The following is a 23,230-nucleotide window of genomic DNA, read 5'->3' as shown; positions in this document are numbered from 1 at the left end:
ATTACAGACCTGTTCATTGTAGCACAGGCGGTCTAAAGCCGTCCATAAAGGACCAATGGCGAGAACATTTCCCTTACGTAAAATAACACAATTGCGCACACTATATAGCAAGAGAGTAACCTAGCCTTCTCCCAACAGTTTAGAAAGGAGCCACCATGACAAATTCACTTACATCAACAGAACTAAATCATTTACGACAAATGTTAGAACTTGAAAAAGACGATATTACTCATCGCACTAAGGAGAACGAACATTATGGGCTTGAAGATTCCTTGCGTTATCAGACCGGTGAACTGTCCAGTATTGACAACCATCCAGCTGACGTAGCAACAGAACTTTATTACCGCAGTATGGATATCTCCCTTCTGGAACATGATGATTTACAGTTGGAGCGAGTTGAGTCTGCTCTAACTCTGATGAATGAAGGTACGTATGGAGTCTGCAATGTTTGTCATCAAGCTATTCCTTATGATCGTCTCCTTGCTGTTCCAGCAACACAATATTGTAAGGAGCATTCCCCACGGCAACATGTTTCGGATGATCGCCCTATAGAAGAACAGCTCCTTATGCCTCCATTTGGTCGAACAAGCTTAGATGAACGTGACGATCAGAACGGGTTCGATGGAGAAGATGCTTGGCAAATAGTAGAACAATGGGGTACATCCAATTCTCCTGCCATGGCAGAAGACAATCAGATCGAAAGTTATAATGAAATGGCTATTGAAGCAGACGACGAAATAGAAGGCTGCGTTGAGTCCCTAGAAAGCTTTATAGCAGCAGATATTGAAGGTTATCCCATAGGCATTATTCGCAATCGTCATTATCTCAAATATATGGAGACTGGAGAAGGTATTGATTCATTTATCGAACAAGATGATAACTGAAATCATGGAGCACTAATTAATAATTCAATTCTAATTGCCGTTGCACGATGCGTACAATATCTGCAATATAATCCCCAATAATCGGTAAGTTCAAAGCTCCGAGCGCTTGTAGGAAATAAATAATAGTCGCTGCAAAAAAAGTAAAACCAATAGCAATTCCTACACCACGCGCAGTACCTGACAATATATTAAGCCAAATTAAACGCCATGGTCGATGTAATAGTTCCGTGTATTGTGCAATACGTGACTTCTCCAACTGGTTTGCCATCTTCATCATCAAATTATAGGTATCTTCTGAGCGATCTTGCTTCAAAGAAGATTCTTCGTTTTCTTCCACCATTTCTTCGACTCCTTTTGAAAACCCCTCATTGGCAAGAAGAAACGAGCCTTAAGCCCGTTCGGGAATAGTTCTTCCCGACTCTTGGGTCTTAAGGCTCGTTGTTCTTTAATTGCGTCTATTATGTCCCAAAAGACATTGTATTAATCTGCAATATAGATACCAACTGGCTTTCCAGCGAGCTCAACTTGTTCCATCGATTCTTTTGAACCGAACAACAATTCATTTACTAATACATTTTCTCGTAATACATGATCGAATGCTGTAATCGCTTCTTTCAGCTCATCATCGACATCTAGTGTCAAGACAACACGCTTCTCAATCGGTAGATCAAGCTTCTTGCGGTAATCTTGAACTGCTCGAATCACCTCGCGAACCCAACCTTCTTGTACTAACTCAGGAGTAATTTCCGTATTCAAAGCAACTGTAATCCCATACCCTGAAGCGGAAGAAAAACCAGATTTAGCCTGTTTATCAATCAACAATTCATCTAGAGTAATTTGAAACTCTTCACCTTCAGGTGAAGTAACATGAAGAATGCCACTTTCTACAACTTTACGCGTCTCTTCTGAAGACATTCCTTTGAAGTGGTTTTGCAAGAACCCTACGTTTTTACCGTATTTTTTACCGCCAATTTTCAAATTAAGCTTAAATGTGAGATCAACAAATCCACTATCATCGGTCTCTGTAATGATTGCTTTCACATTAATCTCTTCTTTGATAATATCCTCGTATCCCGGAAGATCAAACCCACGATCAATTGATACAATTAATTCGGACAACGGCTGACGTGTCTTAAGACCCGTCTCATTACGTACGTTACGCGCAAGTTCCACAATACGACGTGCTGTCTCCATATCGCGTTCTAGTGCCTCATCAATTAGAGCTTCGTTCGCTTGTGGATAATCATCAAGATGGACACTCTCTCCACCGCTAAGGTTAAGGTATATGTCTTCAGCTAGCATAGGTGTGAACGGTGCAATCAGCTTTGCCGTCGTGATCATGACTTTTGTCAATGTACGGTAAGCATCCAACTTGTCTTCGGTCAGCCCACTTCCCCAGAACCGATCACGTGAACGACGGATATACCAGTTACTAAGCTCATCAACGAACGCCTCAATAGCTTTTGACGCATTCAAGAAATCATTCACAGCTAATCCTTTGTCCACTGTCTTGATCAGACTATTCAAACGCGACAATATCCAACGGTCAAGCTTGTGATTGGATGGTTGGAACGGATGTTCAGACGGTTTATAACCATCAATGCTCGCATATAAGGTTAAGAACGCATGCGTATTGACGAGTGTATCCACCAACTTGGACTTCGCTTCCCCAACAATTCCTTTAGAGAACCGTTTGCTGTTCCAAGGTGCACTATCAGATAGTAGCGCCCAACGGAATGCATCCGTACCATACTCTTCAATGATTTCCCATGGATCAATAACATTCCCTTTGGACTTAGACATCTTCTGTCCTTGTTCATCCAGCACATGTCCTGTCGCCATAACCGCTTTGTACGGAGCTTTCCCTGTCAGAAGCGTAGATACAGCCAGAAGACTATAGAACCATCCACGTGTCTGATCAATCCCTTCACAGATCATATCTGCAGGATACTGTTGCTCGAACGTTTCTTGATTCTCAAAAGGATAATGTTGCTGTGCAAACGGCATGGAGCCACTATCAAACCACACATCGATCACTTCTGGTGTACGACTCATGATGTATTTACCACATGAACTGCGAACTTTCACTTCATCCACATACGGCTTGTGTAACTCTAAATCTTCGGGAACATCTCCAATAGCTCGAGCTCTGAGGTCCGCAATACTATGAGGTGCGAACAGTTCGCCCGTTTCATCACAGATCCAGATGTTCAGCGGCGTACCCCAATAACGATCACGGCTAATATTCCAATCCACCAGATCCTCTAGAAATTTACCGAAACGCCCTTCACGTACATGACCTGGATACCAGTCAACCTCATTGTTGTTAGCAATCAATTGATCCTTAATCGCCGTTGTCTTAATGAACCAACTATCCATTGCATAGTAAAGTAACGGAGTATCGCAGCGCCAGCAGAACGGATAACTATGCTCATACTTCTCTTTACTGTACAGCAAGCCCCGTTCAGAGAGCATTTTAATAATATCCACATCACAGTCTTTCACAAATCGTCCTGCCAAATCCGTCACTTCATCCACATAACAACCTTGCAGATTCACAACATTCACAAAACTAATGTCATTCTCTTTACATACTCTATAGTCATCTTCACCGTGAGCTGGCGCTAAATGAACGATACCTGTACCGCTAGCATCTGTTACAAACTTCGCACCCAAGATGACATTCGCTTTCTCTAATTGAGTATACTTAAATGGTGGATCATACGTCTTGCCAACTAACTCCGAACCTTTCAGAGTGCCGATCACCTCGTGATCACCATGCATGACATCCTCCACTAATTTCTTAGCAACGATATAAATGCCATCTTCCTGCTTCACACGTGCATATTCCATATCCGGATTCACAGCAAGAGCTACGTGTGCAGGTAATGTCCAAGGTGTAGTCGTCCAAGCTAGAACATATTCACCACTATCATGTAGCTTGAACTTAGCCGTAGCACTCAGATCTTTAATATCCTTATATCCTTGCGCAACCTCATGCGAACTGAGTGACGTCTGGCAATCCGGACAATACGGGCTGACCCGATGACCGCGATATAATAAGCCTTTGTCATGCACAGTCGCTAATATATTCCATACACTCTCGATATATTTGTTGTCCAACGTAATATATGGATCATCGAGATCTGTCCAGTAGCCAATCGCTTCTGTCAGTTCACGCCATTGTTCCTCATAGACAAACACACTTTCCTTACACTTCTTAATAAAAGCTTCTACGCCATACTCTTCGATCTCGTGCTTATGCGTAATTCCAAGTTGCTTCTGCACGCCTAACTCTACTGGCAGACCATGCGTATCCCAACCTGCCTTACGTACGACACGATACCCTTTCATCGTCTGGTAACGACCGACGAAATCCTTAATAACCCGCCCTAGAACATGCCCAATATGCGGCTTCCCGTTCGCTGTCGGTGGCCCCTCATAAAATACAAAATTCGGTTTACCTTCACGGCGATCTATAGACTTACGAAACGTTCCTTCATCATTCCATTTCTGCAAAATACGTTGTTCTCTAGCGCGTGCCTTTTCTTTGACATCGACTCTTTCCATGAATGCTCATTCCTTTCAATAATAGTGTTCGCGGATGCCATCCCCCTAAGTCCCCCTTTGTAAGGGGGATTCCAAGGGCTAGCCCTCTGGACACCCAAAATTTCGTCGTGATTCCTACATCGTCTGTTGACCTACACCATAACAACTTCTCCGCTGTAGTGAAAGGACCCCGTAGACGTTCCCGAAGAGGAGTCGAGGTCGGGACTTTCACCACCCTCAACTAACTTAGAAACGCTCGCCGCCCCTCATTCGTCTGTTGACCTGCACCATAGCAACCGTCTCCGCTGTAGTGAAAGGACCCCGTAGACGTTCCCGAAGGGAAGTCGAGGTCGGGACTTTCACCACCCTCAACTAACTCAGTAGCGCTCGCCGTCTCTCATTCGACAGTGAGTGCATGATACGCGAAGCGGCCAGGCACCCTTCGTATGGAAGGTGGCCGAAGATGATCCCGGAGGGGAGTCGAGGAAGAACCGTTCCCACCTCTACCGTAACTTCCCTCCGCCTACTAACTCCCTCCACCAAACTTTCGGGTGTCCAGAGGGCAGAGCCCTTGGAATCCCCCTTATTAAGGGGGACTTAGGGGGATCATCAACACGACAAAAAAAGCCCCATCCCCAAAGGGACGAGACTTCAGCTCGCGTTACCACCCTAATTTCGCTCATCAAAAAAACTCTCGATAAGCGACACCTCAAGTCCTTGCTGAACTTAACAGCATGGAGCCGATATAACGTTCGGCAGTCCGATTCAGCTTACACATGTCAGAGACATTTCAGCTTCACTTCTCCGGGAGGATCTTCCACATAAGGTCTGAACATTGGCTTTCAGCGCTCGCCAACTCTCTGCTGAACAGTTCCTCAAGGTACTTATCCCATCATCAAATCTTTATAAACGAATTCGATTAATTAAATTAGATCATGACTCTATTTATAGCTTTTTTCAAGAAAAAAGTCAAACCGATAAGAGCCTATAACGCTTCCCTAATTTCATCACGACTCTCTAATGTATCCCAACCATCCATACTTAGCAGCTCCAGCTGAGCTTCAACAAGTGTCCGGAAGCGAGTGCGGTAAATGGAAGCCTGCTTCTTCAACTCTTCAATCTCCATCGCAATTTTACGTGATTTAGATAATGCCTCATTTATGATTCGATCCGCATTCTTCTCTGCTTCCTTAAGAATCAATTGAGATTCCTTCTTCGCATTGCTCTTCACATCATCTGCAGCTTCTTGTGCAACAATGATTGTCTTAGAAAGAGAATCTTCAATATTAACGAAATGATCTAATCTCTCCTGTAGTGTGAACATTTGATTGTGTAGTTCCTTATTCTCCCGAATAACACTCTCGTAATCCTTAATCACTTGATCCAGAAATTCATTAACTTCATCTTCATCATAACCGCGGATACGGCGGCCAAATTCTTTGTTATGTATATCCAATGGTGTTAACGACATGGATGTGCACCTCCTGAAAATTTCGGCATTCAAATTAGAGTGAAATATACTATTCTCTTAAATATTGTCTTGGATAACTCAATTCGACAAGAAGTTCCTACTTCCTGCAAAGTATTCACACAAACTTTCCGATTCTCACTCGATACCGTCCCTTTTTCGTCAATCCGCCAGCCTCTAGCACCTTGAACCGTCCAAAACCTTGCAAAGAAACTACATCGCCCTCTTTCAATGCAAAGGATGGGTCTTCCACTACCTTCCAGCTCACGCGACATCTTCCGGCTTTGATCGGGACTAGAATTTTGCTGCGACTTAATCGGTATACATCTGAAGCGATCCCATCGAGACGCAAGGAAGCCACCGTAAGGTCCAGGGTATCAAGCGAGACCTGGCTTGTCCGCAGTGCCTCTAGCGGCAGAATCTCACTCTGCACATGAATACGATGTACTTGATTAAGCTGCATATGAAGATAGGATGCGATATCCTCTCCAACAATAGAGTGACATCCGTCATCCAAAACATGAATATCACCAATCTTACTCCGCTTAATACCTAAATTTAAAATAGCACCCATGTAATCACCATGATCAAGTTCTAGAAACTTCTGATCCCCAGAATAAATACTAAGCACAACTAAACCCATACCTTCATCTTCCAGATTACGATAATCAGGCGCAATGATTGCACGGCATCTTTCAGCTCCATCGTAACCACCATCTAAGCGCATATGTACGTCAGGATGCCGATTAACTAACGTTTGCAGGATGAAAGCTTGCCTTGGATCTAAGAAATCCGTAAGCTTCAGCTCATGATATTCACCAGCGTTCACTACCCATTCCCATGCTCTGTCCACAAACTCTCTCTCGTCTTGGTGGAAATGATCTAATATTTCTTTCACCATAACTATACCTAAAAGAATATAGAGCGGATAAGAAATATCAATCCACCTTGTACAAATTGTAATACAAACAACCCAATGATAGGTGAAATATCAATCATGCCCATGATAGGTGGGATGAATCGGCGGAATGGGGCTAAATAAGGTTCAACCAACTTTGTCAGTAACTCACCAATGAAATTATCACGTAAATTCGGAAGCCAAGACATTAATATATAAATCACAATCATGTAACGGTAAATCAGAAACAACATATTAATAATCCGTTCAACTTCGTACAAAACTGGTTCACCTCATTCTGTTATGATCTAAGTTCTTCAGCTAAAATCTCGGAAATATTCCCTTCGATTTCAACCGTATCTGGGGTGCATAGAAATATGTTACCACCAATTTTCGAAATACTTCCACTCAATGCATACACGGTTCCACTAACGAAATCAATAATACGGAATGCTTGATCATTCCGTACACGTTGTAAATTCATAACAACGGTGCGATGGGAACGTAAATGGTCTGCAATCTCCTGTGCTTCATCATATGAGCGTGGCTCGTATAGTACTACTTTAACATTTTTTTGTGAGTGAATGCTAACTACATTACTTCTTTGGTTCTTACGTGGTTCTGTATTCATTGTTCCAAAGTCCTCTTCATCAACGGCAAGAGGCTCACGCTCGATCACTTCTTCTTCCTCCTGCAAGCCCATGAAACTCATAAAACGATTCATAACCCCCATATTTACCCCTCCTCTTTCCCCATTAGAATAGATCCTAAACGTACCCATGTAGAGCCTTCCTCAATCGCGACTTCGAAATCATTCGACATTCCCATAGATAATTCAGTAATAGGTTCACGTGTTAGGGACTGACGGTTAAGTTCATCTCTCAAATTCCTTAGACCCCTGAATATCGGTCGTGTATCTTCAGGATTCCCCTCAAATGGTGCCATAGTCATCAATCCAACGACTCGGATATGTTTGAACGGCTCTATCTCTTTAAGAAAAGACGCTACATTCTCAGGTGCTAAACCATATTTCGTATCTTCTCCTGAAATATTAACTTGAACAAATACTTTTACCTCTATACCTAAGAAACTTGCTCGCTTCTCTAATTCTTTAGCTAGAGACAGGTTGTCTAACGAATGGATATATTGAAATTTATTGATGATGTCCTTCACTTTATTACTCTGAAGATGTCCAATGAAATGCCATACTCCTTCTTCACCTAATGCATTCCACTTCGCTTCAGCATTCTGCCAACGATTCTCACCTACATGAATAAATCCATGACTCATCATCTCAGCAGTCATTTCTAAAGATGCATACTTAGTAACGGCAATCACATTAACATCTTCTCTTAATCTTCCACTTCTTATGCAAGCATCGTTAATTCGAGTTTCTACGTCGTTCATTCGATCTTTCATTGTCAAAGAAAAAACCACCTCACTTTATGCCAATCCAGCTCGCCATGCGTCCTGTAACTCCTCCATCTTTACGATAAGAGAAGAATAAATCATTGCGACAGCTTGTACACCATGTTGTACATTCGATATGAGTCGGCAATATTCCTGCTTCCATCATAATGTGTCGATTCATTTCTTTCAAGTTTAACATACTTTTTCCAGATTCCTTATTCTGATACCAAGATGGAGAATGAAGATCGTTATCCTTATTTCCCTTTTCCAATTTATACACATGTGACATTACTTTGTCATCTACCTCATAACAGCATGAACCAATGGATGGTCCAATGGCAGCTCTAATATCAGCAATATCACTCCCATATTGTTGTTTCATCCTATCCACCATGTTTGATGCTATTCCTGACACAGTGCCCTTCCAACCTGCATGAGCAAGCCCAACGACCTGTTTCATCTGATCATAGAAATAAAGGGGTACGCAATCTGCATAAAAAGAAGTCAACAGTACGCCAGGAACATTTGTTAATAAACCATCTGTATTTTGAAATGCAGACGATCTATCCTTGTTCCCACGGCCTATATCACTTGGGTATACCGTCTCTATATGGTTACTATGAACCTGTTCACCGCAAGTCCATGCATCTAATGAATAGCCAAGTGATTCAACCAAAGCAATCCTATTATTTATCACATCTGTCGAATCATCAGCAACATGAAAGGCACAATTCAGACTATGATATGGGGCCTGACTTGTTCCTCCTTGTCGTCCAGTGAATCCAGCAGTTATAGTTTGGTAAGTATTCCACGGCTCCAACATAAACAACGCAGGGTGATTCTCTTTAGGGTTTTTCAATACAAACGGTTCCATACGCCTCACCTCTGTTCTAGTGTAACATATTTTTTTTCAAAAGAGCCTAATAGTGCGGCCTACGATCATTTCGCTCTATTCGCTCGCTCTCTTTCTCCTCTTTTATAACCTTGATTTCATCTATCTTCACTAACACGACATCTGATCCTATTTTCACAATTTGATGCCAAGGAATAATAATATCACTTCGACCACCAAAGAGCCCCATAAACCTACTGTAACTCGGCACAACGATCGCCTCAATTCTTCCCTGACGGAGGTCAAGTTCTAAATCACTGATCTGGCCCAATCGTTTCCCGTCTATAATGTTAATAACATCCTTCGTTTGAAAATCAGATATTTTCATTTTCATCCCACCATATCTTTTTCTGGAATCTCAACTTCATACCCACACGAAAAGAGACATATGGTTAATATATGTGAATACTGGTTCACTATAACCTATAATCACCTTCCATCTCTGAAATAGGATAACTCTTATCTTCAGAATGATATATTTTCTTATAGCTCAATAAAAAAGGCGATCCCTTGGGATCGCCTTTTTGTTATATTTACAATCTTTACGCTAATACAACTAGCTTTACGATTTCACATGTTTCTGCATTTGCTGGATAGCCGATTTCTCTAACCTTGATACCTGTGCTTGAGAAATACCAATCTCATCTGCAACCTCCATTTGTGTTTTCCCCTCGAAGAAACGCATGGAGAGAATCATCTTTTCTCGTTGCCCTAATCTGTGCATAGCTTCTCTTAAAGCAATTTCCTCAATCCAAGAAACGTCTTTGTTCTTATCATCACTAATCTGATCCATCACATATATCGGATCACCACCATCGTGATAAATCGGCTCGAACAGCGATACAGGATCCTGGATCGCATCCAATGCGAATACTATATCTTCCTTCGGCACATTAAGTAGCGCAGATATTTCAAATATTGTTGGTTCTCTACAATTCTGATTCGTCAAGGAATCGCGGGCTTGAAGTGCCTTATATGCTATATCACGTAATGATCGTGATACTCTTATTGGATTATTATCCCGCAAATACCGTCGAATCTCTCCAATAATCATGGGTACCGCATACGTGGAGAATTTTACATTTTGCGACAAATCGAAATTATCAATAGCTTTCATTAGTCCAATACAGCCTACTTGAAATAAATCGTCGACGAATTCCCCCCGATTATTAAACCTTTGAATAACACTCAGTACTAATCTCAAATTTCCATTGACCAATTTTTCCCTAGCTGAACGTTCATTATGTTGTTGTAAGGCATGAAACAACTCCCGCATTTCCACATTGGTTAGAACTGGAAGCTTCGCTGTATCTACCCCACAAATTTCAACTTTGTTTCGGGTCATGATGATTTACCTCCCAAGGAGAAACATTACTGTACATTATCTCCCGAGAGGCTCATTTTATTCCTAATTTATAGTTCGAGTTCAAAAAGTCATTTTTTGAGCTCGAACTATAAACGCACTATACCATCTTATTAAATTCCTTACGCAGTCGTTTAATAATTCTCTTCTCTAGCCTTGAGATATAGGACTGAGAAATTCCTAGCATATCTGCTACATCTTTTTGTGTCTTTTCCTCACCATCCTGTAATCCGAATCGTAGTTCCATGATAGTCCGTTCTCTTTCGGTTAGCTTCTCAAGTGCTTTATGCAATAATTTACGATCCACTTGCTCCTCAATATTACGATAGATAATATCATTCTCTGTACCCATTACATCAGATAACAATAATTCATTACCGTCCCAATCGATATTTAACGGTTCATCAAAGGAAACTTCACTTCTTATTTTATTATTTCGCCGTAAATACATTAATATCTCATTCTCAATACAACGTGAAGCATATGTGGCAAGTTTAATTTTTTTCTCAGGGTCAAACGTATTCACAGCCTTAATCAGGCCGATAGCTCCAATAGATACCAGATCCTCAATATTAATACCTGTATTCTCAAATTTGCGAGCAATATACACGACCAATCTCAAATTACGTTCAATTAGCATGGCCCGAATTGCAGCATCACCTGTGGATAACCGTTGCAGTAAATATTCCTCTTCGTCACGCGTTAAAGGTGGAGGAAGAGCTTCACTACCACCTATGTAATATATCTCTTCACTCTTTAATCCAATTAAAAAAAGAACACGATAATATTGCAGTTGTGCAACCAATTTCCACTTTGCTAATATCATTTCTTTCCTCCTAAGAGTTTTCTGTAAGAAAACTTTCTTCGTAAGCATAATCTGAGTTTTCTGTAAGAAAACTTTCTCCACAAGTATAATTTGAGTCTTTTGTATGATACATTCCCCTTGGAATAATAGGTCTTATGACCCTCAATGATCTCCCTAGTTAAATTAGATCACAGGTGGGATATGATTGGAAACAACAGCTTGATTGATAGACTTGTTCTCATCCTGAATAAGATCCGGATGAATGATGGCTCTATATGCCTTCTCAGCAGAAAGAGTTCCGCCATCAAGTCCGATCAACACTCTTGAAGTGTTGCTTACTAACCCATTCATGCTAACTTCAACGAAGTCTGGTTTTAATGCTAACATGAACGCTGCACCTCGATTCACACCACGATATGGAACTAACCTCAAACGGTCTTGCCACATAAAGTTCGATTCATGCCCTAGCTCCATAATCAGTTTGTCCGCTTCCCCATCAGCAAGCTTACCTTTCCATGATTCAGGTAGATAATCCTCCCACAAAGAGGCCTCCATCACCATAACAGGTACTCGTGTTAAAGGGTCGCATAACTGATTCCCCGTATCCAGAAGTCCTGTGCAACTCACTTGCTGACCTGCGATGACTACCCTCACTTCCGCTAAATAAACTTGTCTACTATCGAACTTTCGCTTTGATGATTGGACAACTTTAAACCAGTAAATGACGATAAAAAACATAATAATAGTAAACCAAAAGCCAATCTTCAATTCGAAAGCAAGCCCGCCTGATGTCGTGAACCATATACCGTTCCAAATATCACCTGTGTTCTGTAGCAGATAATGAATTCCTATAATTCCACCAGCTGCAGCAAAATTAATCATATAAAAAGATCCCATATTCCTCAAATATTGTTGTAAACTTCCATAACCGAAGGCAATCCACAACATTATTAAGGAAAGTCCGAACTTTATGAGAAAGGTATACATGAACGTAAGTTCTGGCACGAACATCATGATGACATATAAAGCACCTAATAAGGCTGATAGAATGATACGCCACCAAGGCACTTTCAACTTCCGCATCCAACCCGTCAACCACAAAACAGTTGCATCAATAAGTAAATTAACGATAAAAATAAGATCGATATAGACAACCAATGACCCTCACCTGCCTGAACGTTTAATCTAAGAGGTTGTTCAAAAGGTTATCTTTTGAACTCGTATTCTAAGAGGAAGGTAGTCTGCTGTTTCTAAAGCTACTCTTTTTTGGGAGATAAGATTAGTATAGAAAAACCTCCTTCCAAAGTCTGTCTAATCCTGGTAGTCATTTAGGCTTTATTTTTGTCGAAAAACAACAAAAAAAGCCCGATTTCTTAAATACGCAGAAACGGATGCCGTCCTTTTTCAAGGACGATATCCGTCTCTGCCGAAATATAAGAAAATCGGGCTTTCCATATTCTATTATAATCTGTGTAAATTAATCGTTATTCGGACGTGAACGATTCCGTAAAAATGTAGGAATATCCAATTGATCACTAGTTGCCTGATTACCAAATGGACGTAAATTATTATTGGTACTCTTCTCAACAGTTTCATTCTCTGGTGTTCCTACCTTGCGAATTTGAGAATGTGGAAGAACTTGTTTTTGCTCAAATCCAGTGGCAATTACAGTAACCTTAATATCGTCTTTCATCTCTTCATCGATAATGGCACCAAATATCATATTCACATCTGGATCTGAAGCAGAAATAACAATCTCCGCAGCTTCATTCACTTCATAGAGAGATAGATTTGAACCCCCAGTGATGTTCATAATGACACCACGAGCTCCCTCAATAGAAGTTTCCAGCAATGGGCTCATAATAGCTTTACGTGCTGCCTCACCTGCACGATTCTCGCCACTAGCTATACCGATACCCATTAATGCTGATCCACGTTCCGTCATGATCGTCTTCACATCTGCAAAGTCAAGGTTGATCAGACCAGGTACTTTAATAAGATCTGATATCCCCTGTACAGCTTGGCGAAGAACATTATCTGCCTCTCTAAACGCTTCTAACATAGGTGTCTTTTTATCCACAATTTCCAATAGACGATCATTAGGAATAACAATCAATGTGTCTACTTTTTCTTTCAGAGCTTCAATTCCTAGCTCAGCTTGTGAGAATCGTTTCCTACCTTCAAAAGTAAAAGGTCTAGTAACTACCCCTACTGTCAGTGCTCCACATTCTCTAGCAATCTCAGCAATAACAGGAGCAGCACCCGTTCCAGTTCCGCCACCCATTCCGGCAGTGACAAACACCATGTCAGCGCCCTTCAGAGTATTCGAGATCAGATCTCTGGATTCTTCAGCTGCTTTCTTACCAACTTCAGGATTGGCACCCGCGCCAAGACCCCTTGTCAGCTTATCACCAATCTGTAGCTTATGTTCTGATTTGGCCATATGTAGCGCCTGAGCATCTGTATTAACCGTAATAAATTCTACGCCTTGCACACCGTTCTCAATCATTCGGTTAACAGCATTACTACCACCACCACCGACACCAATCACTTTAATCTGAGCTAAGTTCTCCATTTCAAAATCAAATTCCAACATACTGTTCCATCTCCCCCTCATTGTGCATGGATGGCTCGTCCACAGTTATATGAACACCTTATATAAATTCACTAAACATGTTTTTCAAACGCTCCATCATCCCCGGTTTTTGGGGCTTACCTTGATTAGCTGCAGGATTCACTTTATTGTTACGATTAGGTTGCTTCTTATTGTTCACCGTAGTAGTATTACGGACACGATAGTTACGTAGAACATTATGAATGATCCCTACACCGCTAGTAAAACCTGGGTCTCTAACCCCGATATAATCTGGAACGGCAATCCGCACAGAAGCGGAAAGCTCAGCCTGTGCTACCTGTAGAACACCAGGCATCGAAACTGTCCCACCCGTTAGTATATATCCCCCAGGTAATTCCTTGTAACCCAAACGCTTCACTTCTTGATGAAGGAGATAGAATATTTCTTGAATCCGTGGCTCTACAATCGTAGCCAAATCCAGTTGACTAAATTCCTTTTCAACGTTGCTTCCAATTCGAGTTACTTTGAAAATAACATCTGGAGCAGCCGCATCAACTAATGCACACCCGTATTTCAACTTGACCTTTTCAGCTTGATCGGTTAATGTACGTAATCCATAGGCAATATCGTTGGTAACATACTCCCCACCAATAGGTAGTGTAGAAGTGGCTACCATCGTTCCACCTTCAAAAATAGAAATGCTTGTAGTTCCAGCACCAATATCAACAAGTACAGATCCCATCGTTTTCTCGTCTTTGGACAGAGCCATCTGACCTGCACCCAATGACATTAAAACTAAGTCCTTCACTTTTAGACCGGACTTTTCTACACAACGCAAAAGATTATGTATGGCTGTCTTAGCACCCGTAATAATAATGGCCTCTACTTCCAAACGTACGCCAATCATACCTCGTGGATCTTGAATTCCTTCAAGACCATCCACAACGTATTGCTTTGCTACGACATCAATAATTTCCCGATCAGGAGGTAAAGCAACAACTTCAGCGGCTTTGAGCACACGCTCAATGTCTTCTTCACCAATTTCTCGGTCCTCGTTCGATACTGCCACGACTCCGTGGCTTGATTGGAGTCCAATATGATTACCTGATATGCCGACATATACTTCAGATATTTGAATGCCAACCATACGTTCCGCATGTTCTACTGCATTACGGATAGATTGTACAGTTTGGTCAATATCTACAATTGCACCTTTGCGAATTCCCTCTGAGTCGGCAGATCCAACTCCAATAATATTAAAGGTTCCATTATTTACTTCCCCAATAATAGCACGAACTTTGGATGTACCGATGTCCAAACTAACAATGATGTCATTGTTGCTCAACCGTGGCACCTCCTGTTCATTAATAAATTATAAGACCCTTTGTAAGGATACTCTCTACTATATTCAACATATCTTCATCTTTTCCTCTTTTTTCTACATTTTTTTTAGATTGTATATTATACTAAGTATCTAATCAATCATGTAGGATTCAAAGATAAAGGAAAAACCTGTCCATAATTTTAATTGTAGCATTTTTTACTTGGTATTAGTAGTCCCATCCCCATATTCAGAGTCACTATCTAATAGTAAAAAAGGTACATAAGAATCGGCTTCTAGCATTGTAATAAGCCCTGGCTCCTCCGTCTCTGTCACTTGATTAAGATATTCCACTTTATCCTTGAGTAGAGATACCGCTGTAATCACTTCAAACTTAGAACGAGTGTACAGTTTAATACGATCCGGAAAAGAAACTGTAGGAGACGGTATGATCTCAGATATGTCCGATATCAATTGATTCGGAATCTCTCCAAGAGCTTGACTAAGCTGTACTTTATAAGGATCTAATGGATCCCATTTCGTTAAAATAGGCTTCTCCACAGCGATACCACTGCTATCTACAGGAACCATGGCACCACTTGATAAAATAGCCATTAGACTTCCTCCATCTCCCAACTCATAGGCTACCGTTGGATATTCCTGGACTTCTATGCTAATTTTACCTGGAAACTTTTTAACCACCATTACACTCTGAACTGAATCCACTTCCATTAATCGTTGCTTCAAAGTTGAACTAGATACCCCAAAGAATTGATCTCCAACATTAAATTCACCTGCTTGTATCAATTGATCATTGGTAGCAAATAGATTTCCATGAAATTTAATTTCCGTAATTCTGCTAATTGGCGATCTGAAGAAAAGAACAGCTAGTGCGACTACACACAATAACAATAGAATAAGAACAATTTTACGGCTTGTCTTCATTTTTCTTGGTTTATTAGGTTTAAGTGCGGGAATAGACATTTTCGACATATCAACACTCCATAAAATGCCTCTTATCCCCTCAATTCTAGAGGGGATAAGTAGGACCTTAGTTCGCCAAATCTAACTGTTTGGGCACCGGAGTATGCCGCTGAATATCAGCTCCAAGCTTCTGGAATAATATTTCAATATGATCATATCCCCGGTCAATGTGGTGCACCTGCTCTACAATTGTCTTCCCTTGTGCTGCCAAACCGGCAATGACTAAGGCTGCGCCTGCCCTCAAATCCGTTGCTTCAACCGTAGCCCCATATAATCTCTGGACTCCACGTATAAATGCACAATTGAGATCTATAGAAATATCTGCACCCATCACAGTCAACTCGTCGACATGTTTAAATCTTCCTTCAAAAACCGTCTCCTTCATAATACTAAATCCATCTGACAAAGCCAACAATACCATTACCTGGGATTGCAGATCTGTTGGAAATGACGGGTACGGTGATGTCACAATCCGCTCCACTGCTCTGGGCCGGCCCATACAACTTACGGTCATTATATCATTGCATATACCAATTTGAATACCAGCACGCTTTAAGACATGAATTAATGACGTGAGATGCGCAGGATTACAATGAGTTAACGTAACATTTCCACGTGTTACTGCTGCTGCAATCATTACAGTACCTGCTACAATCCGATCTGGAATAATTTCATACGTGCATGGATTGAGCTTCTTAACACCCTGAATCGTGATGGTGTCAGTTCCAGCTCCGATAATACCCGCTCCCATTTGATTCAAGAAATTCTGTAGATCCTGTATTTCGGGTTCTCTAGCTGCATTCGTAATCGTAGTTGTCCCCTCAGCCAAAACTGCTGCCATCATAATATTCTCCGTTGCACCTACGCTAGGGAAATCCAAATGAATATCAGCTCCGACCAATTTACTCGCCCTACAAAGAATCTGTTGGTCTTTTTCTTCAATAGTTGCGCCCAACGCTCTTAATCCTTGTAGATGGAGGTCAATCTTTCGTTCTCCGATCGCGCAACCCCCAGGCTGGTAAATAGTTACTTCCCCAAATCGACCAAGTAAAGGCCCCATAAGAAAAATAGATGAACGCATTTGTTTCATTAAATCTTCTGGTACATGAAACGAATTGGCGGACGACGTATCCACAATGATCACTTCTTGCTCATGCCTTGCTTGGCACCCGAGCCTGCTCAGGATGTTCATCATGACTTCAATATCCAATAGCCGAGGGACATTATGCAAGTGAACTTCACCATCAGTTAGCATACATGCCGCTAGAATTGGTAGCGCTGCATTTTTCGCACCATGGATACGAACGCTTCCTGATAAGGTTTTGCCTCCCTCAATCACCAATTTGTCCAATGCTTCACCTCCGAGTTTACCGCTCACCCACTATAAACACCTCTGGCATCAGTGAGATCCCATACTCAGTAGAAATTCTCTCCTGAATTTCGTGCATAAGGGTGAGCACGTCCTCTGCTGTCGCTTGACCAGTATTCACAATAAAATTGGCATGCTGCAATGAAACTTCTGCTCCACCGACATGATAGCCCTTTAATCCCGCAGCGTCTATTAGCCTTGCTGCATGATCTCCAGGCGGATTACGGAACACGCTTCCTGCACAGCACGATTGTAGCGGCTGAGTGCGACGACGACGTTCTTTAAAGGTTGCTAATGCTGCCGCTATTTCTCTGCGTTCTCCATAACGAAGCCCGAATGTAGCATCTACTACAATTCCCTTATTCTCATGTAGAACAGAGTGACGATAAGCGAATTGCATTTCCTCAGCAGTACATGTCACCAATTCTCCTGTTTCCAGTACAATCTCAGCGGACTTGAATATGCGTGACACATCTGACCCATGGGCTCCAGCGTTCATGTATACGGCTCCACCGACAGAACCGGGAATCCCCCCTGCGAACTCCATACCCGTTAACCCCTGTTTACCTGCCAGTACGCTCAACTTCACTAATGAGCAACTACCACCTGCGGTCACAGTTTCCCCCTGAAAGTTAGCATATTCCAATCCTGAACCCAGTTTGATCACGACTCCGCGGATGCCTTTATCCGACACCAACATATTGGAGCCACGTCCAACCTGTATCCATGGAATATGATGACAATGAAGTAAAGTAAGGAGTTCTCGCAACTGTTCTCTAGTTTCAGAAACGATGAGGGCATCGGCAGGTCCACCGATTTTCCATGTCGTGTGTCTTGTCATAGGTTCATTCAGACTTATTTCCCCGACATTAGCGTTCGTTAATAGTGAAATCCATTGCGGCAATGCAGACTCCTCCTTCACTTCAAATCGTACAAAGTCATCTTTCAATAAATTAGGAGAACTTAAAGTTCTGGTACGATATTGCCGTGTCCCTGGGCGATTGTCACGATTATACGGTATCTTATGTAAGCTTACATGGGTGTGTGACAATCACTTAACAAACGTCGCATTTCCTCAACCATCCGTTTGGCTGAATCCGGTTTACCAAGCTTCTTTGAAGCGTTAGACATCTTTTTATGAAGATCTAAATCCCCCATAATATTTTCAATCGATCGAAACAACTGATCTGCTGTCAAATCTTTTTCCAATATGACTTGAGTGGCTCCTTCCTTCTCTAACATTCTTGCATTAGCTTCCTGATGATTGTTCGTAACATTGGGAGAAGGAATAAGGATGGATGGTATACCTAGTGAATTAATTTCTGCCAAAAAGGAAGCCCCTGCTCGATTCACTATGAGTGACGTTGCCGCCAGTACCTCTGGCATGTTATGTACATAAGGAAGCACATGCAGGTGATTAGGCATACTTCCGAGTTCACTTCGAATTAGTTCACGCGTCTGATCGAAATAATCCTCTCCTGTCACATAAACAAAATGAAGATGCTTTAATGTTTCTAAACGTGGAGCCATTTGAATCATCGCCTCATTGATCACACGCGCTCCTCGGCTTCCTCCGACGATAAGAACGACAGAACTATCCATCGGTATACCTAACGTAGCGAACCCACGATTTCTATTAGCAGAACGTACCGTTGTCGCTCTTGGGTTTCCAGTGTAAATAACATTGTTGGCTTTTGGAAAAAAAGACTGAGTGTTCTCAAAGCTAACCGCAACTGTATTTACATAGCGGCTAAGGAATGAGTTCGTTAATCCCGGAATAGCATTCTGCTCATGAATAATACATGGAATACGCAATTTTGCCGCGGCATAAACAACTGGCCCGCACACATATCCACCCGTACCAACCACAACATCTGGCTTGAACTTCGTTAGTAGCTCTTTCGATGTCTGAACACCTTTAATAAAACGAAAGATCGTTTTTACATTATCAATAGAAAGCTTCCTTCGAAAACCGGTAATATCGATTGATTCAAATGGAATATTCTCCTCAGGGATCAGTTTACTCTCCAACCCCCGGTTCCCACCAATATACAAAAATTCAGACCCAGGCTCCTCTTCCTCACACTGTCTTGCAATCGCAATAGCAGGATATATATGGCCACCTGTTCCACCACCAGATAGAACGACTCTCATCATGTTCACCTCGCATATCGTGATAAATTAAGTAGAATTCCTAGAGCCGTAAGCATCAGGGTAAGTGAGGAACCGCCATAACTAATCAATGGCAACGTAATACCTGTCACAGGCATCAGACCGATAACAACACCAATATTAACGATGACTTGGATAGCAAGCATGCCCACAATCCCAACAGCAAGCAAGCTGCCGAAGCGGTCTGGAATGGTCATCGCAATTCGCATGCCACGCCAGATCAGGATCAGAAACAGTAGTAATACAATCACGCCCCCAATAAACCCAAGCTCCTCAGCCAATATAGAAAATATAAAATCGGTTTGTGGTTCCGGCACATAGCTGTACTTTTGTCGACTCATTCCAAGTCCTAATCCACCAAGCCCACCTGGACCGATCGCATAAAGGGATTGAATGATCTGATATCCTGAGCCTAAAGGATCTGACCATGGATCAAGAAATGCTGTAATTCGCTTCAAACGATAAGGTGCAGCTAGAATTAAGCCAGTAAATCCAGCGATACCAACAAGAGCCAACATCCCAAGATGCTTCATACGTGCACCTGCCGTGAACACGATCATCATAGCAGCCCCGAACATGACACTACCTGTACCTAAATCCGGTTGCATCATAATTAACCCAAATGCCGTAACGATTAATCCTAGTGGAGGCAGAAGGCCTTTGCTAAAAGAAGTAATATTGAAATGTTCCTGACTCAACCATTTCGCAAGAAACAAAATCATTCCAAGCTTCATAAACTCTGAAGGTTGAATGCCAAATGAACTAATACCTAGCCAGCTACGCGCCCCTCCTCGTACATTACCAATCCCAGGGATAAGTACAATCACTAGCAGAACAAAGCAGATCACTAGACCTGCTTTGGCATATTTAGTCCATATTCGATAATCGAGATTTGCTGTAACGAACATAGTAGCAATGCCTAATACCGCAAATAGAAGCTGGCGTTTCACGAAATAAAAGGAATCCCCATAGTTACGGAAACCAAGGACAGAGCCTGCGCTGTAAACCATTATTATCCCAATGGTGAGGAGACCCAGAATACATAATAGGATCCACAGATCTAGTGATGGACGTGTTCGATTCATGAGAAGCCACCTCTTGCTTAAAAAAGTAGGGGCTTATCCACACCCCCCTACTTAAAGATTATGCACCGCCTCTTTAAACATGCGTCCACGTTCTTCATAGGAGGTAAACATATCCCAGCTAGCACAAGCCGGAGATAGAAGTACAATATCGCCCTTCTGTGCTAACGCAGCTGCTTGCCTCACAGCTGTGTTCAATGTTGTTACTGCATCCTCTACAGTATCGACGAGATAAATATCCTTTAATCCGGCAAGCTCAGCTACTTTAGCCATTTTATATTTCGTTTCACCAAGTAAAATGACAGCTCTTACGCGTCCTTGAAAAACCGCAAGTAATTCCATATAGTCAGACCCGCGATCCAATCCTCCAGCAATCAATATAATAGGTTCCTTAAACGATGTAAGAGCCATCGTAGTTGCTTGTGAATTGGTTGCTTTCGAGTTGTTGTAGTATGAGGCACCCGCTACTTCTCCCACGAATTCCAGACGATGCTCCACACCTCGAAAAGATGAGAGCGGTGTGACAAGCTGCTCAACCGGAACACCAGCAACAATCGCAATAGCACACGCCGCAAGGGCATTCTCTACATTGAAACGACCTTTGATACCAATATCCTCTACAGGGATGATCTCGTGAAGTCTTCCTTCATGATCACGATATACAACGCAACGCGTCAGTGAATCCTCTGTATTCTCATGGAATGGAGGACTAACAAATACACCTTCTAGTAACTCTTCTTTTATAGAAAAGGGCATCATCTTACCTTTCAAATGAGGCACTAGTGCTCGACAGGTTGGGTCATCCCAATTGAGGATCGCGGTATCTCCCTTTCCTTGATTTGCAAACAACTTAGCCTTCGAAGTAATATAATCATCCATGTCGCCATGATAATCCAAGTGTGTCTCCGTAACATTAAGAAGACAAGCAATACGTGGTCGAAATTGCTGTGTTCCTTTCAACTGAAAGCTACTTAACTCAATAACCATCCAATCATTGTCAGTAGCCTCTTGTACAGCTTCGCACAGAGGTGTCCCAATATTTCCAGCTACGATGGGAGATAATCCAGCAAAGCTAAAAATTTCGCCTACCCATGTTGTTGTCGTTGTCTTCCCATTGGAACCGGTAATGCCAATCATAGGCGCTTCACATAAATGATAAGCAATCTCTACTTCCGTCACAATTTCAATCCCTAACTCCTTCGCTTTAAGCAAAGGGGGAGCAGAATAGAGAATACCAGGATTCTTCACCACCAGAGCAACGCCAGGATGAATGAGATCATCCGGATGACCTCCACAAATAACAGAAATTCCCAAAGCCTCTAATTCAGAAGCCTCGGGACACTGTTCTTTCTCTTTTCTATCGTTCACCTTTACTATTGCCCCAATTTTATGGAGGACTTTAGCAACCTGTACACCACTTTTTGCTAAGCCTAGAACAACGACTAGTTTGCCTCTATATGTGTCTGGATGATTCATGATTACAACCCCTTGTTAATATAAAGTCCGAGAACTGCAAGTATGGCTCCCACAACCCAAAATGTGATAACAACACGCCATTCCGACCATCCTGAGAGCTCAAAGTGATGATGAATAGGACTCATCTTGAATATACGTTTACCTCTCGTCTTAAATGATGCGACTTGTAGCACCACAGATAGCATTTCTACGACAAATACTCCTCCAATAATAAGAAACAGCAACTCACTCTTGGTCACGATCGCAATCGCACCGATTGCTCCACCTATGCCTAAAGATCCCGTGTCGCCCATGAATACTTTGGCTGGATGCGCGTTAAATACTAAGAAGCCAAGTACAGCACCAATCATTGCAGCCGCACAGAACGCCGCTGGCATGGAAGTTCCCTGAATGGCTACTAAAGCAAAGGCACCTAATGCAATAGCACTAACTCCTGAGAGCAAGCCATCTAATCCATCCGTAAAGTTAACAGCATTGCTGATCGCTAATAACATGATGATGATGAATGGATAATAGAACCATCCACCCCAGTCCCAACCCCATGATGTACCAGGAATGCTAATCGACGTATCGTGACCATTTTGAAATAGTAAAAAACAAATAATTCCTGAGAAAAGCAATTGTCCTAACAATTTTTGGCGAGCTGTCAATCCCATTGACCGTTTAAAGACGATTTTAACATAATCATCAAGAAAGCCTATTAAACCAAATCCAAGTGTCGCAACTAATAATACGTAAAAATCAGTATTAACAATAGAAAATTTCAAGTATGACAATGTAAACGCCAATAATATTACGATTCCACCCATCGTCGGTGTGCCTGCTTTGGCCAAATGGCTCTCAGGTCCATCTTGCCGGACCTGCTGTCCAAATTTCATACGACGTAGCAAAGGAATGAGTATGGGGGCGGCTATCACCGCGAGTATAAAGGATACGCCGATCGTTAGTAGTAATAATTTAATGTCCATGGTTTCACCCCTTC

General features: G+C 42.0%; 21 protein-coding genes, 1 pseudogene and 1 other annotated feature. Of the genes and pseudogenes, 1 reads left to right on the top strand and 21 read right to left on the bottom strand.

The genetic code is table 11. The annotated features are described in order from the left end of the window. The first annotated feature begins 155 nt into the window (after nt 1-155). Nucleotides 156-884 carry a TraR/DksA C4-type zinc finger protein gene (locus AC1TO8_RS06175; protein WP_482054731.1) on the top strand — a complete coding sequence of 243 codons (729 nt, stop codon included), beginning with the start codon at nt 156-158 and terminating at the stop codon, nt 882-884. A 16-nt stretch (nt 885-900) separates the two neighbouring features. Here the strand turns inward: AC1TO8_RS06175 and AC1TO8_RS06170 are convergent, their stop codons facing one another. From AC1TO8_RS06170 to mraY, 21 genes and pseudogenes are all read right to left on the bottom strand, one after another. After that, nucleotides 901-1,224: a DUF5665 domain-containing protein gene (locus AC1TO8_RS06170; protein ID WP_482054730.1), complete on the bottom strand. Its 324-nt coding sequence runs from the start codon at nt 1,222-1,224 to the stop codon at nt 901-903. A gap of 140 nt (nt 1,225-1,364) precedes the next feature. Further along, complete coding sequence (gene ileS, locus AC1TO8_RS06165) at nt 1,365-4,454, bottom strand: isoleucine--tRNA ligase (protein WP_482054729.1); 3,090 nt, start codon at nt 4,452-4,454, stop codon at nt 1,365-1,367. A 615-nt stretch (nt 4,455-5,069) separates the two neighbouring features. Beyond that, nucleotides 5,070-5,338: a binding site (T-box leader), on the bottom strand. Between the two features lie 80 nt (nt 5,339-5,418). Beyond that, entirely contained in the window at nt 5,419-5,904 is a 486-nt protein-coding gene (locus tag AC1TO8_RS06160) for a DivIVA domain-containing protein (protein WP_482054728.1), read from the bottom strand. Nucleotides 5,905-6,019: 115 nt separating this feature from the next. After that, nucleotides 6,020-6,802, bottom strand: coding sequence for a YlmH family RNA-binding protein (locus tag AC1TO8_RS06155; protein WP_482054727.1), 783 nt, complete (start codon nt 6,800-6,802; stop codon nt 6,020-6,022). An 8-nt stretch (nt 6,803-6,810) separates the two neighbouring features. Beyond that, nucleotides 6,811-7,053: a YggT family protein gene (locus AC1TO8_RS06150; RefSeq protein WP_482055230.1), complete on the bottom strand. Its 243-nt coding sequence runs from the start codon at nt 7,051-7,053 to the stop codon at nt 6,811-6,813. Nucleotides 7,054-7,087: 34 nt separating this feature from the next. Beyond that, nucleotides 7,088-7,532, bottom strand: a pseudogene (locus AC1TO8_RS06145) (cell division protein SepF). Nucleotides 7,533-7,534: 2 nt separating this feature from the next. Then, entirely contained in the window at nt 7,535-8,218 is a 684-nt protein-coding gene (locus tag AC1TO8_RS06140; RefSeq protein WP_482055229.1) for a YggS family pyridoxal phosphate-dependent enzyme, read from the bottom strand. Between the two features lie 19 nt (nt 8,219-8,237). Beyond that, the gene (gene pgeF, locus AC1TO8_RS06135; RefSeq protein WP_482054726.1) at nt 8,238-9,083 is read right to left on the bottom strand and encodes a peptidoglycan editing factor PgeF; all 846 of its coding nucleotides are present in this window, start codon (nt 9,081-9,083) and stop codon (nt 8,238-8,240) included. 46 nt (nt 9,084-9,129) lie between these two features. Beyond that, complete coding sequence (locus AC1TO8_RS06130) at nt 9,130-9,429, bottom strand: YlmC/YmxH family sporulation protein (protein WP_482054725.1); 300 nt, start codon at nt 9,427-9,429, stop codon at nt 9,130-9,132. A 234-nt stretch (nt 9,430-9,663) separates the two neighbouring features. After that, entirely contained in the window at nt 9,664-10,446 is a 783-nt protein-coding gene (gene sigG / locus AC1TO8_RS06125; protein ID WP_482054724.1) for an RNA polymerase sporulation sigma factor SigG, read from the bottom strand. A 118-nt stretch (nt 10,447-10,564) separates the two neighbouring features. Beyond that, the gene (sigE, locus tag AC1TO8_RS06120) at nt 10,565-11,290 is read right to left on the bottom strand and encodes an RNA polymerase sporulation sigma factor SigE (protein WP_482054723.1); all 726 of its coding nucleotides are present in this window, start codon (nt 11,288-11,290) and stop codon (nt 10,565-10,567) included. A gap of 162 nt (nt 11,291-11,452) precedes the next feature. Next, on the bottom strand, nt 11,453-12,427 hold the full coding sequence (spoIIGA, locus tag AC1TO8_RS06115) for a sigma-E processing peptidase SpoIIGA (protein ID WP_482054722.1): 975 nt from the start codon (nt 12,425-12,427) through the stop codon (nt 11,453-11,455). Between the two features lie 319 nt (nt 12,428-12,746). Continuing rightward, entirely contained in the window at nt 12,747-13,865 is a 1,119-nt protein-coding gene (ftsZ, locus tag AC1TO8_RS06110) for a cell division protein FtsZ (RefSeq protein WP_482054721.1), read from the bottom strand. Nucleotides 13,866-13,923: 58 nt separating this feature from the next. Next, nucleotides 13,924-15,189 carry a cell division protein FtsA gene (gene ftsA, locus AC1TO8_RS06105; RefSeq protein WP_482054720.1) on the bottom strand — a complete coding sequence of 422 codons (1,266 nt, stop codon included), beginning with the start codon at nt 15,187-15,189 and terminating at the stop codon, nt 13,924-13,926. Between the two features lie 195 nt (nt 15,190-15,384). After that, a complete protein-coding gene (locus AC1TO8_RS06100) occupies nt 15,385-16,158 on the bottom strand; it encodes a cell division protein FtsQ/DivIB (protein WP_482054719.1) in 774 nt (257 codons plus the stop codon). A gap of 58 nt (nt 16,159-16,216) precedes the next feature. Continuing rightward, nucleotides 16,217-17,527 (bottom strand): UDP-N-acetylglucosamine 1-carboxyvinyltransferase, encoded by a 1,311-nt coding sequence (gene murA / locus AC1TO8_RS06095; protein WP_482054718.1) that lies wholly within the window; start codon nt 17,525-17,527, stop codon nt 16,217-16,219. Then, nucleotides 17,517-18,422, bottom strand: coding sequence for a UDP-N-acetylmuramate dehydrogenase (gene murB / locus AC1TO8_RS06090; RefSeq protein ID WP_482054717.1), 906 nt, complete (start codon nt 18,420-18,422; stop codon nt 17,517-17,519). The genes murA and murB overlap by 11 nt, the downstream gene beginning before the upstream one ends. A gap of 128 nt (nt 18,423-18,550) precedes the next feature. Beyond that, nucleotides 18,551-19,672: an undecaprenyldiphospho-muramoylpentapeptide beta-N-acetylglucosaminyltransferase gene (murG, locus tag AC1TO8_RS06085; protein WP_482055228.1), complete on the bottom strand. Its 1,122-nt coding sequence runs from the start codon at nt 19,670-19,672 to the stop codon at nt 18,551-18,553. A 5-nt stretch (nt 19,673-19,677) separates the two neighbouring features. Further along, on the bottom strand, nt 19,678-20,775 hold the full coding sequence (gene spoVE / locus AC1TO8_RS06080; RefSeq protein WP_482054716.1) for a stage V sporulation protein E: 1,098 nt from the start codon (nt 20,773-20,775) through the stop codon (nt 19,678-19,680). 51 nt (nt 20,776-20,826) lie between these two features. Next, nucleotides 20,827-22,248 carry a UDP-N-acetylmuramoyl-L-alanine--D-glutamate ligase gene (gene murD, locus AC1TO8_RS06075; RefSeq protein ID WP_482054715.1) on the bottom strand — a complete coding sequence of 474 codons (1,422 nt, stop codon included), beginning with the start codon at nt 22,246-22,248 and terminating at the stop codon, nt 20,827-20,829. A 2-nt stretch (nt 22,249-22,250) separates the two neighbouring features. Beyond that, nucleotides 22,251-23,216, bottom strand: a complete 966-nt coding sequence (mraY, locus tag AC1TO8_RS06070) for a phospho-N-acetylmuramoyl-pentapeptide-transferase (protein WP_482054714.1) — start codon at nt 23,214-23,216, stop codon at nt 22,251-22,253. Nucleotides 23,217-23,230 lie beyond the last annotated feature (14 nt).

The organism is Paenibacillus sp. Y859, assembly GCF_056786405.1.
This window is presented reverse-complemented; position numbering and strand designations above follow the sequence as displayed.

Excerpts from the sequence above, each read along its gene's own strand:
- AC1TO8_RS06175 (WP_482054731.1), top strand. The coding sequence starts at position 156 with ATGACAAATTCACTTACATCAACAGAACTAAATCATTTACGACAAATG.
- AC1TO8_RS06170 (WP_482054730.1), bottom strand. The coding sequence starts at position 1,224 with ATGGTGGAAGAAAACGAAGAATCTTCTTTGAAGCAAGATCGCTCAGAA.
- ileS (WP_482054729.1), bottom strand. The coding sequence starts at position 4,454 with ATGGAAAGAGTCGATGTCAAAGAAAAGGCACGCGCTAGAGAACAACGT.
- AC1TO8_RS06160 (WP_482054728.1), bottom strand. The coding sequence starts at position 5,904 with ATGTCGTTAACACCATTGGATATACATAACAAAGAATTTGGCCGCCGT.
- AC1TO8_RS06155 (WP_482054727.1), bottom strand. The coding sequence starts at position 6,802 with ATGGTGAAAGAAATATTAGATCATTTCCACCAAGACGAGAGAGAGTTT.
- AC1TO8_RS06150 (WP_482055230.1), bottom strand. The coding sequence starts at position 7,053 with ATGTTGTTTCTGATTTACCGTTACATGATTGTGATTTATATATTAATG.
- AC1TO8_RS06140 (WP_482055229.1), bottom strand. The coding sequence starts at position 8,218 with ATGAAAGATCGAATGAACGACGTAGAAACTCGAATTAACGATGCTTGC.
- pgeF (WP_482054726.1), bottom strand. The coding sequence starts at position 9,083 with ATGGAACCGTTTGTATTGAAAAACCCTAAAGAGAATCACCCTGCGTTG.
- AC1TO8_RS06130 (WP_482054725.1), bottom strand. The coding sequence starts at position 9,429 with ATGAAAATATCTGATTTTCAAACGAAGGATGTTATTAACATTATAGAC.
- sigG (WP_482054724.1), bottom strand. The coding sequence starts at position 10,446 with ATGACCCGAAACAAAGTTGAAATTTGTGGGGTAGATACAGCGAAGCTT.
- sigE (WP_482054723.1), bottom strand. The coding sequence starts at position 11,290 with ATGATATTAGCAAAGTGGAAATTGGTTGCACAACTGCAATATTATCGT.
- ftsZ (WP_482054721.1), bottom strand. The coding sequence starts at position 13,865 with ATGTTGGAATTTGATTTTGAAATGGAGAACTTAGCTCAGATTAAAGTG.
- AC1TO8_RS06100 (WP_482054719.1), bottom strand. The coding sequence starts at position 16,158 with ATGTCGAAAATGTCTATTCCCGCACTTAAACCTAATAAACCAAGAAAA.
- murG (WP_482055228.1), bottom strand. The coding sequence starts at position 19,672 with ATGAGAGTCGTTCTATCTGGTGGTGGAACAGGTGGCCATATATATCCT.
- spoVE (WP_482054716.1), bottom strand. The coding sequence starts at position 20,775 with ATGAATCGAACACGTCCATCACTAGATCTGTGGATCCTATTATGTATT.
- murD (WP_482054715.1), bottom strand. The coding sequence starts at position 22,248 with ATGAATCATCCAGACACATATAGAGGCAAACTAGTCGTTGTTCTAGGC.
- mraY (WP_482054714.1), bottom strand. The coding sequence starts at position 23,216 with ATGGACATTAAATTATTACTACTAACGATCGGCGTATCCTTTATACTC.